Origin of the sequence: Candidatus Phyllobacterium onerii, assembly GCF_028331445.1 — a bacterium.
GTDB lineage: Bacteria > Pseudomonadota > Alphaproteobacteria > Rhizobiales > Rhizobiaceae > Phyllobacterium > Phyllobacterium onerii.
This window is the reverse complement of sequence record NZ_JAQMHX010000001.1, coordinates 333,192-348,271: the sequence shown is the minus strand read 5'-3', so window position 1 is coordinate 348,271 and position 15,080 is coordinate 333,192. Positions and strand designations below refer to the sequence as shown.

General features: G+C 57.1%; 14 protein-coding genes. 8 read left to right on the top strand and 6 right to left on the bottom strand.

Annotated elements, in window-relative coordinates:
- Window positions 1-114 precede the first annotated feature (114 nt).
- Entirely contained in the window at window positions 115-294 is a 180-nt protein-coding gene (locus PHA01_RS01680) for a hypothetical protein (RefSeq protein WP_271892920.1), read from the top strand.
- A 297-nt stretch (window positions 295-591) separates the two neighbouring features.
- Here PHA01_RS01680 and PHA01_RS01675 read toward each other — a convergent pair whose 3' ends face one another.
- Complete coding sequence (locus PHA01_RS01675) at window positions 592-768, bottom strand: hypothetical protein (RefSeq protein ID WP_271892918.1); 177 nt, start codon at window positions 766-768, stop codon at window positions 592-594.
- 339 nt (window positions 769-1,107) lie between these two features.
- On the opposite strand from PHA01_RS01675, the gene PHA01_RS01670 reads away from it, so the two are divergent.
- Complete coding sequence (locus PHA01_RS01670) at window positions 1,108-1,248, top strand: hypothetical protein (protein WP_181872327.1); 141 nt, start codon at window positions 1,108-1,110, stop codon at window positions 1,246-1,248.
- Window positions 1,249-1,278: 30 nt separating this feature from the next.
- Here PHA01_RS01670 and PHA01_RS01665 read toward each other — a convergent pair whose 3' ends face one another.
- On the bottom strand, window positions 1,279-1,854 hold the full coding sequence (locus tag PHA01_RS01665) for a dihydrofolate reductase family protein (RefSeq protein ID WP_271892917.1): 576 nt from the start codon (window positions 1,852-1,854) through the stop codon (window positions 1,279-1,281).
- A 195-nt stretch (window positions 1,855-2,049) separates the two neighbouring features.
- Between PHA01_RS01665 and PHA01_RS01660 the strand changes: the two genes are divergently transcribed.
- The 5 genes from PHA01_RS01660 to PHA01_RS01640 all read left to right on the top strand — a co-directional run bounded on the left by PHA01_RS01660 (window position 2,050) and on the right by PHA01_RS01640 (window position 5,130).
- Complete coding sequence (locus tag PHA01_RS01660) at window positions 2,050-2,259, top strand: hypothetical protein (protein WP_112526331.1); 210 nt, start codon at window positions 2,050-2,052, stop codon at window positions 2,257-2,259.
- A gap of 51 nt (window positions 2,260-2,310) precedes the next feature.
- Entirely contained in the window at window positions 2,311-2,574 is a 264-nt protein-coding gene (locus PHA01_RS01655; protein ID WP_271892916.1) for a hypothetical protein, read from the top strand.
- 346 nt (window positions 2,575-2,920) lie between these two features.
- Window positions 2,921-3,130 carry a cold-shock protein gene (locus PHA01_RS01650; protein WP_091881096.1) on the top strand — a complete coding sequence of 70 codons (210 nt, stop codon included), beginning with the start codon at window positions 2,921-2,923 and terminating at the stop codon, window positions 3,128-3,130.
- A gap of 246 nt (window positions 3,131-3,376) precedes the next feature.
- Window positions 3,377-4,633, top strand: coding sequence for a D-amino acid dehydrogenase (locus tag PHA01_RS01645; RefSeq protein WP_271892914.1), 1,257 nt, complete (start codon window positions 3,377-3,379; stop codon window positions 4,631-4,633).
- 161 nt (window positions 4,634-4,794) lie between these two features.
- Window positions 4,795-5,130, top strand: a complete 336-nt coding sequence (locus PHA01_RS01640; RefSeq protein WP_112525901.1) for an RcnB family protein — start codon at window positions 4,795-4,797, stop codon at window positions 5,128-5,130.
- A gap of 48 nt (window positions 5,131-5,178) precedes the next feature.
- Here PHA01_RS01640 and pbpC read toward each other — a convergent pair whose 3' ends face one another.
- The 3 genes from pbpC to PHA01_RS01625 are packed head-to-tail and all read right to left on the bottom strand — an operon-like array spanning window position 5,179 to window position 13,681.
- Window positions 5,179-7,263 (bottom strand): penicillin-binding protein 1C, encoded by a 2,085-nt coding sequence (gene pbpC, locus PHA01_RS01635; RefSeq protein WP_271892913.1) that lies wholly within the window; start codon window positions 7,261-7,263, stop codon window positions 5,179-5,181.
- Window positions 7,263-12,716, bottom strand: coding sequence for an alpha-2-macroglobulin family protein (locus PHA01_RS01630; RefSeq protein ID WP_417020887.1), 5,454 nt, complete (start codon window positions 12,714-12,716; stop codon window positions 7,263-7,265). The genes pbpC and PHA01_RS01630 overlap by 1 nt, the downstream gene beginning before the upstream one ends.
- A 41-nt stretch (window positions 12,717-12,757) precedes the next feature.
- Window positions 12,758-13,681, bottom strand: coding sequence for a LysR substrate-binding domain-containing protein (locus PHA01_RS01625; RefSeq protein ID WP_271892912.1), 924 nt, complete (start codon window positions 13,679-13,681; stop codon window positions 12,758-12,760).
- A gap of 92 nt (window positions 13,682-13,773) precedes the next feature.
- Here PHA01_RS01625 and PHA01_RS01620 point away from each other — a divergent pair, with 92 nt between their 5' ends.
- Window positions 13,774-13,956: a hypothetical protein gene (locus PHA01_RS01620; RefSeq protein ID WP_271892910.1), complete on the top strand. Its 183-nt coding sequence runs from the start codon at window positions 13,774-13,776 to the stop codon at window positions 13,954-13,956.
- 5 nt (window positions 13,957-13,961) lie between these two features.
- On the opposite strand, the gene PHA01_RS01615 is transcribed toward PHA01_RS01620, so the two are convergent.
- A complete protein-coding gene (locus PHA01_RS01615; protein WP_271892909.1) occupies window positions 13,962-14,864 on the bottom strand; it encodes a DMT family transporter in 903 nt (300 codons plus the stop codon).
- Window positions 14,865-15,080: the final 216 nt, after the last annotated feature.

The window sequence follows — 15,080 nt, the reverse complement described above, 5'->3', positions numbered from 1 at the left end:
GGTCTGACACGTAGGTTTCCGATCTTTTGATCTCTCACATTCACACATGTTCCCGTTGAAAATTCTCGCATAAGTTGTATTAGTGCGCGAGCACAATTTTGAGATGTCCCCTCCATGTCTGAGAACGATCATCAACCGGTGAAGTTGACCGGCGTCTTGCTACTCGCTGCTGTTGCGCTGGTATTTCTCGCTGTCATCTGGCTGATAGGAACCACATTCGCGCGAACAACAATTGTCTACGATGGGAGCACAGCAACGGAACGAATGACCCATGTCAGCGTTGTATCACGCTGACCCTATTTCCGTCAGCGGAGGCTTGGCGCCGACTTAGCCTATTATGCCCTCCCCGGGGCGGTGCCAAGCCTCACCTGCCCCGCTAAGCGTTTGCCAATCAATCGAACTTGACGAGATTATGGACCGGCAAAGGACCGCCGGGAAACTGGACAAGCCGTGACCCAACGGCGGCCAGCCGCTTTTACCAGGCTCACGCTGTCAAGCGCGATCGGTTGCCGGAGCGTTTTGCAGGAAGTCTTGGTTAGGCGACATGAAAAAGCCGGTGCAGTTCTCTCAGCACCGGCTTAACGGATGCAATCAGATAAGCCGATTGTGCTCGACGAGCTGCCGCAGGCGGCGCAGCCTTCCATCGCTGTCGGGGTTTACGCGGCGGGGCTTCTTAGCTGCCGGTTTTGCGGTCCGCACGACGGTGTCAAGCGATGCGGTAACAGGGGTTTTCAGCCTTTTCAGGAAGGTAATCGTGCGATTCAACATGGTGAATATCCTCCAAACGCCCATAAAGCCGCAGTGGACCAGGAATCCAGCGGAAAAACTTCGACTTTTGAGGCAACTGAACGAGTTTTAGCACCATTCAAACGGGGGCGCCAGAACTATCAGGAGCCGCAATTAAGCCGCAAATGACGACCTACAATCGCGAATCGTCTTTTGGCCAAAGCTTGGCTCTTCGCGGCGTCAGAGGTTCTCGACCCGCCAATCTCATTCCAAATGACCGATTCTGTACGCACTCGGTTTTTGGTTCTTGTAATGCAAGCGGCCCGCAATCGAAAAAGCCTCGTCCAGCAGTCCAGTTTGTAACTTTGTAGGAGAGCCGCCATGGCCAAAGGTCAACAGAAAAGCAATCGCGAAGTGCGAAAACCCAAGAAAGAGAAGGTCGCTCCCAAGGCCGACGTTCCTTTCAGCTCCATGATCAAAAAAGCCGAAAGCACTGCGCCCAAGGCCAAGTCAAAGGGCTAAGCCAAGCAAGCCCCGGCGATAGCCGGGGCTCTATTTTGCCAGGATCTGATAACGCAAGTGGGTGACCAGCGGCGACTGGATAGTTCTTGTATTTTTCAGCTCGATCGTTTCATTGCCCATCTCGTCGAACAGGCGTGTCCCCCGCCCGAGCAAAACCGGTGCGAGTTGGAGAACGATTTCATCCACCAGCTTCGCTCGCAACAGCTGCTGGGCAGCATTCGCTCCCATGACAATGATATCCTTTTCACCTGCAGCTGCTTTCGCCTGCTGTACAGAGCTTTCGACACCGTTGTTGATGAACGTGAATGCCGCGCTTTTCATCTTGAGCGGCTCACGTTTTTCATGGGTGAGCACGAAGCTCGGGGCGGGAAACGGCGTGTCTTCCCAATGGGGCAGCCCGAGATCGAAAGTTCGCTTCCCGAGGATCACCGCACCGATGTTGGCAGACATCTCCCGTGCCATGTCGCGGTCGATTTCAGAGCTTCCGTCAAACAACCAATCATGCAACCGTTCGCCGCCCTCGCCCATGGCATCTTCGGGGCTGATATTCGGTCCGGCGATGAAGCCATCGAGTGACATCGTAAACGATGCAATTACTTTTCCCATGCAATTCCCTCCAGAAAAAGCGAATAGAGGCTAACTTAGCATGTCGTCCTTATCAACGGAGTCCAGGTTGGCAACAGTCAAGGTAGCCCTGGAATTCGCGTTCACGCGGGCTTGGCATAAATGCGAACGAAACAGGAACAAATTCCTTTTCATATATGCAAGGTTGTGGCAATCTTCCTGGAAAAGGAGATTCTGATGAACGCTATATCCCAACAACCGGAAGACGAAATAGACGAAGCACTGGCCTATCATCAGGGTGACGTGAGAGCGACAATCGCTGCTCTTTTGGCGGAGCGGGAATTCCTTTTGCGGGAAATCGAGTATGCTTCCCTCGCCATGTCCTATGGTTTTGCCCGGGGCTGGAAACCCGGAACGGGTTCGACGCGTCAAACGACAGCACGATAGACTTGGAAGGTTTCGCGTGCGATGGTTGTATATCCAATAATGCGAGATGCAATGAAACATAGTCCAAAACAGATGCCTGAAGTTGGCGTCCACCCGAAACGGGTCCTGAGCCCTTCGGAACAGAAAAGTCTGGCAACAACCGCTGCTGCTTCTGCAATCATCAATGATGAAACACATAAGTGGGAAAGCAAGACGGCACGTCTCAAGGCTTTGCGGCTTGCAAAGGAAGCTGAAGAACAGGCAGAAATCGCTGCCCGGCCGCCGGCTGCTCCAAAAGCAAAGAAGACCACCCGGACAGCTGCCAAAGCCAAGTAGTAGTTACTATCCGGGCTCTGGGCGTCACTCGATTGCTGTGCAATGACGAATCGGTTGCCGTCTTATATTCGCGTACCAATGCCGGCTGGCGAAAATATTTCGAAATAGAAAAGCCCCGAAAAGACTGGGGAATAGACTTTAGTTCAGTCTTTCGAGATTATTTCTCAGGCATTGGCATTGACGAAACAAGCGCTTAGCCCTATGTATCCACCATCGGTATTTGGTAGTTTGTAATTAGTTTTATTGCGCCACAGGCGCTCTGAAAGATCCTTCTTCAAAAATCGAGCTAAAAACTGCATGGCGCGTCGTGCCCTGTATTAAAATATTTCCATTGAAAGGGTTCATCATGAGCACTGGAACAGTAAAGTGGTTCAATTCCACAAAAGGCTTCGGCTTCATTCAACCAGATGATGGTTCAGCAGATGTATTCGTACACATCTCTGCCGTTGAGCGCGCTGGTATGCGCAGCCTCAATGACGGTCAGAAGATCAGCTTCGAATTGGTCCGTGACAACAAGTCCGGCAAGATGACTGCTGATCAGCTTCAGGCTGGCTGATAAATAATTCGTCTTCGCGGTCTTTGACCACGGATGTACTGGCACTGATAGCAGAGACGAATTTGAGAAGGTCGGGTTTTCCCGGCCTTTTATTTTGTCCAGATTCTGGTGCTGGCGCGAGAAACCAGGACATTTCCGCGCGTGAGGAAAGAAATCTCTGGAAAGAACCAATTCGCCAACACACAGTGCGACTCATCATGCCCTTTCTTCCAAGGGTATCGCATTGCTTGAAGGAGTAGCCCGGTCATGAAAGTTCTCGTCCTTGGCAGTGGCGTCGTCGGCGTCACATCGGCCTGGTATCTGGCGCAGGCGGGCCATGAGGTCACTGTCATCGACCGGCAGCCTGGCCCGGCGCGCGAGACGAGCTTTGCCAATGCCGGAGAAATATCGCCGGGATATTCCTCGCCATGGGCCGGACCCGGTGTCCCGGTCAAGGCAATCAAATGGATGCTGATGCATTTCGGCCCACTCGTCGTGCGGCCAAAATTCGATCCATACATGGCGCTATGGCTGGTCAAGATGCTGCGGAACTGTACGTCTGTGCGTTATGCTCGCAACAAGTCACGCATGGTCCCAATCGCTGAATATAGCCGCGATTGCCTCAAGGCGCTGCGTTCGGAAGTCTCCATTCCCTATGATGAACGCACCCAGGGAACTTTGCAGCTGTTCCGCACGCAGAAGCAATATGACGGAAGTGCCAGCGACATCGAAATATTGAAGGGATTTGGCGTACCTTACGAGCTTCTGGATCCTGCGGGATGTGTTGCGGCCGAACCGGCATTGGCCCATGTCAACGGCAAATTTGTGGGAGGTTTGCGCCTGCCCGGCGATGAAACCGGCGACTGCCAGATGTTTACCGAGAAGCTCGCGGCTCTCTGTGCCGACGCCGGAGTGAAATTCCGATTCAACACTACGATCACCTCGATCAACACCAGCACGAACCATATTGCCAGCGTCTCGACCGAGACGGAGGAGCTGACGGCAGACGCCTATGTCGTTGCATTCGGCAGCTATTCGCCATTCCTGTTGCGGCGCATTGGTGTGCATATTCCGGTCTATCCGGTAAAGGGATATTCCATCACAGTTCCGATCACCGATGCTGACGCGGCTCCCGTTTCAACCATCATGGATGAAACTTACAAGGTTGCCATTACGCGGCTCGGCGACCGGATTCGCGCCGGCGGCACTGCTGAGATTTCGGGCTATGATCTCGCTTTGCGCGATGCGCGACAGGCGACGCTGAAACATTCGGTTGGTGATCTGTTTCCGAAAGGCGGCGATTTGAGCAAGGCAAGTTTTTGGGCGGGCTTGCGACCGATGACGCCGGATGGTCCACCCATAATCGGTGGCGGTACGAGGTATTCGAATCTCTATCTCAACACCGGCCACGGCACACTTGGCTGGACCATGTCCTGCGGCTCTGGCCGCGTGCTCGCCGATATAATTTCCGGTAAATCGCCGGATGTGGACGCATCTCCGCTGAATATCAGCCGCTACGGCTGATATTCATTCGCCGGCTTCAACTATCCCCGATAAACCATTTAAAACATTACAAATTGTTTAGATTGATATTCAGTTTTCGTTCATCTCGTCGGGCCTAAAACCGGAGTGTCCCAAGACAACCCGTGGTTTAAATCAAGCCGCGTAACTGACGAGGAAACGAAATGAAAAAGATCGCTCTGGCAGCACTTGCCATCTCCCTGATCGCGACCCCTGCCGCGTTCGCCCAACAGCAGAATTACAAGGGTGGCCATTACGGTCATCAGCAGGACCGCGTGGTAAAGAAGCGGGTCGTTACGAAAACCGTGGTGGTGAAGAAGACCCGCTGGTCGCGTGGCCACGCACTCCCCTCGAACTACCGCCGCAATGTCGTCCGCGATTATCACCGCTATCATCTGAAGACGCCACCGCGCGGTTACCAGTGGGTCAAGGCCGACAATGATTATGCTTTGATCAGCATCACTTCGGGTATCATTTCAGCACTCGTTCAGGCACGCTGATGGGAAACTATTTTGACAAGGCGGCGCCATGGCGCCGCCCTTTCATATTCAATCGACAAACACCCGAACGCTAGCCGCGCGGCCGACTGAATCGATGACTGTGAGCGTCGAATATCCACCGCCGTCAGGAACCCATTGGTTGACGCGGCGGCGCGATGTTTCCGGCAAGGGCTTGCCATTGGCCAGCCAACGGAAGGGCGCGCGGCCGCCTTGCAGTTTCAGCGCCAGCGGCATGATTTCACCGCCTGTTGTTGCACCAAGCTCGATGCGTGCGCCTTCAGGCGGATAGACGATCTGCGGTGCCGGCTCTCGCGTCGAGGAAGCAAGCAAGCCACTCGAATTCATCGAAAACCGCCGCTGACTGATTGGCAGTTGCGCCTGCGCTATGCGGGTAGCTCCCGCTGGAGCGGGCTGCAAAGGCGTGATGGCGACGCCGGATTTTGCGAAACCTTCGAACAAGATCGGCGCGGCTGACCCGAAGCCAGTCAGCCCCGGCACTGCGCCATTGTCAGGCCGGCCAACCCAAACACCGAGCACGTAATTGCCATCGAAACCAACCGACCACGCATCACGGTACCCATAGCTCGTGCCTGTCTTATAAGCGATGCCGCGTTGACCGGAACCGAGGGGCGGCATGACACCGGAGAGAATATCGGCAACGTTCCATGCCGCCACCGGTTCAAGCAGCGGCTCGCCCGCGATCGAGCCGGGCTTGTCCTGAATTCCATCGCCGAGTTGCATTGGCCTGCCGCGATTAGCAAGGCCGGCATAGAGCTGGACGAGGTCCTTCAGGGTGATGCCGACACCGCCGAGACCAATGGCAAGGCCCGGTGTTTCATTTGGCGGTAATACCGGCCGAACTTCCGAGCGGCGGAATCGCATCATCAGCCGTGCAGGACCGACTGCATCGAGCAAGCGGACAGCCGGAACGTTCAGCGACAGCTGCAGCGCCTGCCGGATACTGACATCACCCTGATAGCTCATATCGAAATTGCGCGGCCGGTAGCCGAAGAAGTCGGCGGGCCGATCCTCGATGATGGTTTCCTGGCTGACCAGGCCATCCTCGAAGGCGAGGCCATAGATAAAGGGCTTGAGCGTCGAGCCCGGCGAGCGATTGATCCGGGTCATGTCGATCCAGCCCGAGCGGCTTGCATCGAAGTAATCAGCGGATCCAACCTCGCCGACGATCTCCCCGGTGCGCACGTCCGCCATGATCATCGCAACCGACACCTTGGGACCGAGCTTGCCCGCTGCGTCCCTCGCGACTGCTTCCAATCCCTGCTGGACCTGCCGGTGCAGTGTTGTCAGATGCCGTCTGACGGACGGCTCCTTGCGCTGGGCGGCCTCCGCCAAATGTGCTGCATAGGCTGGCAATTGCAAACGCCGCGACGGAATTGGTGCAGGACCCGCCCGTTCGGCCTCGCCCTCACCCACAACTTTCTCGACTGCCATTCGGTGTAGAACGCGGCCACGCGCTGCTTCCGCCAAGGTGAGATTGCGGTCGGGTCTGCGTCTTTCTGGCAATTGCGGCAGAGCGACGAGCAACGCTGACTGCGCGACAGTCAAGCGACGCGGCTCCTTGCCAAAATACGCAAGACTTGCGGCGCGCACCCCTTCGAGATTGCCGCCATAGGGCGCGAGTGACAGATAGAGGTCGAGGATTTCGGCCTTGCTCAAACGTCGCTCGATCTGCAGGGCGCGGGCAAGCTGCTGAAGCTTCGCCGTGAGTGATCTGCCCTCGCGCGGCTCGATCAGCCGGGCAAGCTGCATGGACAGCGTCGAGGCGCCGGAAACAATACGGCCATTGCTGACTAGCTGCACGGCGGCGCGTGCAAGCGCGACGGGGTCGATGCCCCGGTGCTGCCAGAAGCGCTGATCTTCATAGGCGATGAGCATCCGCACGAATTGCGGATCGACATCCTTTGCTGTCGTGCCGAGCCGCCACCGGCCTTCGGAGGTCGCAAAGGCGCGCAACAACTGCCCGTCCGCATCCAGCACCTCGGTTGAGACTTCCCGCGCCTTTTCCAGAGGCGGTGGAAAAGCGCGGTCGGCCAGGTCGAGGCCAAACGCAAGCACCGTAGCCAGCACCAGATTGCCCGAAATGCCGATGCAGAGTTTGCGTGTGGACCACATTATTGTGCTGCGACGACCTCCATGCGACCGGTTGCCGTGCGCGCGGAGAACTGAGGACGATACATGTCCTCGACGCTGGCTGCCGGATGGTCGTAGGTGCCGGGTGTTACCGCACGGACCACATAGGCCAGCGTGATTTCGCCGTTGTCCCCCGTCGCTCGGTCAAAGGCGGCGACAAAGCGATCGCTGCGAAACTCCGTGTGCGCCGCCTCCACTTCACCGACCCAGTCGAAATTCGACAGGCTGGCGCTATTTACAAGGCCAGGATTATCGATTTCGAAACCGGCCGGCAAAAGATCGGTGATGAGCACCCGCGACGACCAGTTGTTGTTCTCGGTCACTTTCAAAACAACCACATAGCGCTCGTTCTGCTTGGCCTGGCTGACATTGGCCTCCTTGCCATCGAGCGTGTAGTAGGTGCGCTCGATGTTGAAACCATCGCCGCCGGCGGGCAGCGGCTGCGACGGGGATGCCACCGTCGTCACCACTGCCGACACAGGTTCGGCAGTGGCATTGGTGATGGTCACCGGTTGGGCAAGCAGTTCATCGCCGGTCAATCGTGCCGCATAGCCTCCGCTATGGGCAGCGCCATTGATGTCGAGCTGCAGATCCCTGTCGCCGTCCTGAACAGCCCGCGCCGCAAGCAGCATCCATGTTTGCTCCTGCGTGCTCGTATAGGTCTTGTGTTCCCATTCGTTGGCAACGATCTTCGACAGTTGCGGGATAATGGGCGGGACCGGCCGGCTCTCCGCAGCAAGCGCCAAAACGGCAGCATCATCGCGCAGCGACGAGCCGTAGTCGGAACGAACCAAGCTGACATTGGTGACGGTCGTCGCCTGTTGCAGGGCATTGGTGAAGATGCTTTGTGAACGTTGCGCATCGCCATAAAGCGACAAGGCGGCGGCAAGATGCGCGCGTGACAGCGGCGTCGGGAACTCGCCGAGTTTCGTGTCTGCGTAATAACGCAGATCACTAATGGCCGCCTTGCGGTTACGCGCCAGAACGTAGAGCGCATAGGCAATTTCATTGCCCTGATCCTTGACATTCACGTCGTAGCTCAGCGAGTTCTGCAAGTTTTCAAGCGCCTGTACGAGGGCCTGTTCCGGCACATTGTATTTCTGTTCGCGGGCACGGGTGAGGAAATCCGTGACATAGGCATCCAGCCAGAGGTCACCGGACCCCGGAGACCAAAGACCGAAGCTGCCTGCAGAGGATTGATACGACAGGACACGGTAGATCGCTTCCTGCACGCGTTTCTGTACTTCGCCATCATCGGCAATTCCAGACTGCCTCGCGAGATCGCTCATATAGAGCAACGGCAGGGCGCGGCTGGTCGTCTGTTCGGCGCAACCATAGGGGTAGCGATCGAGCGTCATCAGCAAGGCTGGAATATCGAAGGCGGCCGAGCGGGTGACATTGAGACTGACGGAAGCCCCCTGCAGGACACTGCCAGCCAGCAACTCGCTATCCACCTTGAGGCTGCTGTTGGGTCCAAGCTTGATCGGCCTGCGCACGGTCATCGGCAAGGTTGCCGGTCGAACCGGGACATTCAAGGTCTGCTCGAGCGAGAGACCAGCGGCATTGGACAATTTGACCGACACGATCCCGTCGCCCGGCCGATTGCCGGTTAGTGGCAGCGTAAGGTTTGCCTTACCACCTGCAGCCAGATTGACGGTTTGTGACGCGGCCGGTTGATCGACCTTCACCGCGGGATTGCTCGTGACCTGCACCTGATAGTCGCCTGCCGGCGCGTCGGTATTGGCGATATCGAGCCGCAATGCCGCTTTGTCGCCGGGAGCAAGGAATTTCGGCAAGCTCGCGGTGACGACTACGGGATCGCGAATGACCACGTCGGACGTGGCGTGGCCAACACCCGATTTCGACCAGGCGACGGCCATAATACGGGCGGTGCCGTTGAATTGCGGAATGTCGAAATTGACATTGGCCTTACCCTGTGCGTCCAGCTTGACCGGCCCGGAGAAGAAGGCGATCAGCTTTTCGGTGGGTGGGCTGCCTTGCATCGGCATCTGTGCGCCGTCACCGCCAGTGCGCAGCTTGCCCGTTGCACCCTGCGAGCCATCGATCAGGCGGCCGTAGAGGTCGCGAATCTCGAGACCGAGTTGCCGTTGGCCGAAGTACCAGCCATCCGGATTCGGTGCTTCATAACGGGTAAGATTGAGAATACCGACGTCCACTGCAGCCACGGTGACGAAAGCGCCCTCGTTCGCACCGGCACCAGTGACCTGGAGGGCGATGTTCAACGGCTTGCGCGGTTCGGTCTTCGGCGGCGTATCCAGCTTTACGGCAAGCTTGCGATCGCCCGGATTGACGTTGAGCCATTTGACACCGATGGCACGCATCGGCATATGGGTTTCCTGCGCGTCACCCGGACGGAACAACGTGGCGGTGACGTATGCCCCCGCACCCCAGTCAGCGGTGACAGGAATATCGACTTCGCCACCCTCGGCCGGAATGCTGGCGCGCTTTGTCACCAGCAAATTCTCGGCCCCGACAGTCACCAGCAGTTCGCCGGCGAAACGCGGCGAAACCTTCAATTTCGCCGTCTCGCCGGGGGCATAGTTTTCCTTGTCGAGAGCGATCTGAAGACCATCAGGCGTTTCGGTGGAAGTAGTTGCCACATAGTAGCCGGCATCGAATTCAACGCTTGAGGCGGGGCCATCAGCGGCGGCGGTTTCCACCTCGAGACGGAACTGACCCCAGGTAACCGGGACTGAAATATCAGCGCCATCCGCCGTCGTATCGATTACCCCATTCGCAACTTGCTTGGTCGAAAGGATGGGCTCGTATTTCCATGAGTTGCCGTCACGATACCACTGGTAGTTGCGCTCAACGCTGATGAGTTTCCATTGAAGCCCCTGCAGGGCCTGTCTCTGGCCATTCTCATCGACAGCAATGACATGAAATTTGCCAACGGAGTTTTCGGCGAGAGCACCGGAGAACTCCGGCTTGATGCCGATCATCGAGCCCAGCTGCTTGACCGGCAGCGTCAACGTACGCTCTACGGCGCGGCCGCCTGCTTCCTGCATGCGCACGACGACATTTGCGTTGAGGAGCTGCGTGGTGGACGGAGCATCTGCCACCGATACATCGAAAGTCGCCTTGCCATTCTCGTCGAGTGGCTGCAAGTCTTCGAGCGGTACGCTCGCATTTTCACTCGCCTCTTCATCGGCGAGCCCAAAGAGATAACCCTTGAAATCTGCGCTTTCATGTGTCGGCTTCAGCGCGAGTTCGCCTTCAAGTTCCAGGCCCGCCGCGGGAGCGCCATAGAGAAAGCGGCCGTCGACCTTGACCGGCGTCGGCTTGCCGATTTCGATGAATTTGGCGTCGCTGGTCAGATCGAACTCAACCCGGTCGGGCACGAAATCCTCAACCAGGAATTGCTTTTCTGCAATTGGCGATCCTTTCGGATCGGTGAATATCTGCATCGTCCAGGTGCCGCGCATGGAGTTGGCTTGCAACTCCAGATCGAGCGTATGCCCGCCGAGATTTGCGCCGTCACTGACCATCCGGCGATCCTCCACGCCGTCCGGCCGCTTGAACACAAATGTCAGCGGCAGTTTTTCGACGGCATTGGCGGCGTTATCCCGAGCGAGCGCGGACGCGTGCACCGTTTCGCCGGCGCGATAGATACCGCGTTCGGTCCATGCCAGAATATCGATTGCGCCCGGCGCGGGACGGCCGGTGACACCGCGGTCCGAAAGGTCGAAGCCTGCCCGTGTCATGTCGAGGAAAACATAGTCCGCATCGCCGTTCTTGGCGGTGATAACTGCAGGAGCGGTGGCTGCAGTGCCACGCATCAGCCCGGCGGTAAATGTAGCGCGGCCCTCGGTATCGGTGACGGCAGTGCCAAGGATCTCGTTGTTCTTGGCAAGAAGCTGAAGCTCGACACCGATGAGTGGCTGGGCCGACGCAAGCGAGCGAGCAAAAACATTGAGGCCGTCATTACCCGCATAGGTGGTGAGGCCGATATCGGAGACGACGAACCACTGTGTAGCCTGGGCGTCCCACTCATCGCTTTTTGCGTCGGGTGAAACGGCAGTCAGGACATAGATGCCGGGCTTGCGTTGCGGCAGGGCCTCATCGACTGGGAAACTAGTGACGACATCCTTGTTGAGGTCGGACTGAAGATCGATCGTGCCCTGCCAGACAAGTTCACCCGATTCATCCTGCAGACGCTGAGCGCTATAGCCATCCATCTGCGTCAGGAATTGCGAACTGGTCAGAAGCGGGGCCAGCCCTCGATCACCGATGCGATAGAGCTTGAGATTGGCGCTGGTCGTATTGACCGAAACGATGGGAATGCCGCGACGCGCTGTGCTCGGCAGCACGAAGCTATCGCCGGTAAAGCGCACCATGGCGGAGCGGTCCTTGATGTAGATATCAAGATCGACGGGCGCTTCAAGGGATTCGCCCACCGCCGATGGCAGTCCAGGACGCAGGGCGAGCTTGTAGCGCTGGCCATGTTCAAGGCCCTCGACACAGATCTCGCTGCCCTTGGCCTCCAGCGCTTTCGGCGCAGTTCCGTTCAATGTCACGAACGGCGTATAGTCGGTGCCCATTTTCACCAGAGGATCCGAGAACTGGACACATGCGCGAGGGTTAACGCTATCCGCGTCGATCGTATGATTGGTGACGCGGAAGCCCTGCCGCGACCTGAGGTCGAGATAGGCAGCCTCAACCGGCTTGGCGTTGACGAGGGCAAGGCTGGCTTTGTACGCGTCAAGCGAGGCGCGATAGTTCTCGGAGTTCTGCAACGCATCGCCGAGCACTGCCAGCGCATCTGCGCGGCTTTGCGTTGTTCGCGTCAACTGGTAGCCGTTGAGCGCGGCTAGCGCTGCCTGTCCGGCGATATAGGTATTTTTCTCGGCGCGATTGGCTGCACGTGCCGTCTCGATCCAGAGTGGGCCATTATCGGGTGTAACCGCCAATGCGCCTCTGAATGCTTTGAGAGCGTTCTCGATATTACCCTTGGCAACCTCGGCCCGTCCGGCCGCGACGAGACCATCGGCACCTAACGCCTTCTGATCGTCGGTGAGGTTCAGGCTTGCCTTGACCTGCCGTGCATCCTGCGCGAGTTGATCGGACACGAATTGTAACTTTGGCGGGGCGCCGATATCGGGCTCATCGGCGGTCTCCACAACCTTGCCGGCAACGGAACCCGGCGCCGTTTTCAGCTGATTGAAATCGGATTTGAGAAAGCACCATTTCACCTTGGGGTTGTAGGTGAATGCCTTGCAGGACTGGTCGGCGAGACAGACCAGCTCGCACTGATCCTGTGTGACATCCTGTTCCGTACGCAGGTCAAAACCGAAATAATCGCCGTCCTTCGTCGTAATGACATCGCGGTTCATTTCCGCCGCGCCAACCGGCGCGGAAAGAGTGAAAAGAGTGAGAAGGAAGGCCGAAAAGCCGATGACCGAACGCAGAGACATAAAGTCCTCCCACTGCCACTATTTTGGTGTGGGGGCACTGTTCAAACTTCGGTATAACTTGTCAACAGATCATGCGATCCGGTTCCATTCTCTCGCTCGATTTCGCTACGAATCCAGCGCTGGAAGTGCAGCGTTTGGGGGCTTGGTTTGCGGTTATTTGGTGTGATTAACCAATAACCCACGGAAGACGGTACGCGTGTTGGGAAAGGCGCAACGAGCCTGCCGTCCGCCAAGGTATCTTCAACAAACAGGTCCCAGGCGAGCATGATGCCCTGCCCGCTGATTGCTGCTTCAAGACCAAGCCACGGATCCGAAAAAGTTGTTCCGTCGAAAGGCAACGGCCCTTCAAGACCAGCGGCGGCCTGCCAATCATCCCAGCTGAACATCGGATTGTCGTAACAGATGATCGGTTGGCGGAAAATGTCGGCAGGTCGTTGCAACCTGAGAGCCACATTCCGCGTGCAAACCGGAAACATCCTTTGCGGCAGAAGCCGTTCCGGAGCGCCATCCCGCCAATCGCCTTTTCCAAGCCGGATGGCGAGATCGATGTCCGAACTTTTCAGATCGACGATGCCGGGTGACGGATCGATACGGATTTTGAGATCCGGATGGGCACTGCGCAAACGGCCAAGACGTGGAACAAGCCATTTTGAGGCGAAGGTAGGGGCGACGGAAAGCATGAGTGTCTGATCCGTCCCATCGGCCATTGCCACGGCCTTTGACAGTGACTGAAAGCCTTCTTCCAGCTTGGCAAGAAAGCCTTTGCCGAACGCCGTCGCCACCAACCCGCTGCGGGTTCGCTCGAAGATGGCATGTCCAATCTGGCCCTCGGTGCGTATCAATTGCTGGCTGACCGCGCTGACCGATACGCCGAGTTCCTCCGCGGCCTTCGGCAGTGAACCCAAACGTCCGATCGTCTCTACTGCCTTCAAACCGTTGAGATGGACTTTGTTTAAATTCTTCATGAAGATTTTCTTTACGAAGGTTTCGCCAATCTGGATTGCAAATATCACGTATCCTCAACAGAATAGCGCATATTTGAACATAAGGGAGTCAGATGATGAAGATTTTCTTTCTGCTCCGAGCCCTGATAGCACGGTTCTGCGGCGGGCAAATCGAGTCCGGAGATGCTGAGTCCAGCTGGCAAAGCGATCCACTTGCGCACCCGACGTTACAGGCCATGGACCTCGATCAGCTGGCCGATCTGCCATTCGATCCACGCGCCGTATGCAGGCAATAGCGCAGCTACACAGTCAAACGTCGTGCCGCCATTGCCATGCGGCGTTCCCACCACACGAGAGACAGGCTTGAGGCCACGATGAGGATTGCGCCGAGAAAGACGTTTAATTGCGGCACCTCATGCCAGATGAGATAACCGTAAAGAAACGCCCAGATGAGACCGCTATATTCGATGGGCGCAAGAGCCGACGCCGGGGCGTAGCGGAACCCTTCATAGAGGAAATATTGTCCGGCTGAGCCGACCAGGCCAAGGCTGATCATCAACACCCAGCCGGCAAGGTCCGGTGTTTTCCATAACCATGGAAGCATTGCCCCACAGACAACGGCGAAAAGAAAGCTGGTGGCCATCATCTGGTTGAAGGTGCTTTCGCTACGGCTGACGAGGCGCACGAGAATGACGCTCCAGGCCCAGCAGAACCCGGCGAACAGTACCATTCCCGCAGGCACGAGATCAGGCGTTTCCGCCGGGTTTGCTGCGAGGATCACCCCCACAAATCCCGCGATGGAAGCGATCCAGCGAACCAGTCCCACCTTCTCCTTCAGAACAAAGATCGACAGGATGACAACCATCACCGGGGCGGAGAAATACATGGTGGTGATTTCGGCAAGCCCGAGGTGGCGCGCCGCGGAATAGTAGGAGAGCCATGCGCCGAGCATCAGCGCCGCGCGAATAGCGAGCGATCGCTTGTGCGGGCTCTTCAGGATCGACGGATGCCGCTCATGCCGCACCATGATTGCCGCAAAGATGACGATGATAACACTGCGCATGAACAATATCTGCGGCACCGAATAGTCTGCCACCAGCCACTTCACCAGCGCATCCTGAATAGCAAAGAGTGAATAGCCGAGCGCCGCCAAGGCAATGCCGGTGAGCGGACTGGGTTCTTGCCCGATAAATCGACGAAGCATGGGGACCTTGCGGAGGGTAGGCGGTGCTGCTGTTTCGCCTATCAAGAAGACAAACTGATTACAACTGCATTCGGAAAACATTAACTTTATTGGTAAAACTCTAATGATTTTGAGCAGCGCGGCCCTAAAGCATATTGGACGTAACACCTTGCTTCATAATGAATTTTGACGACCGCGGAGCTATTGTTGCCCAACACCGCTTGCTGCATAGTTGCT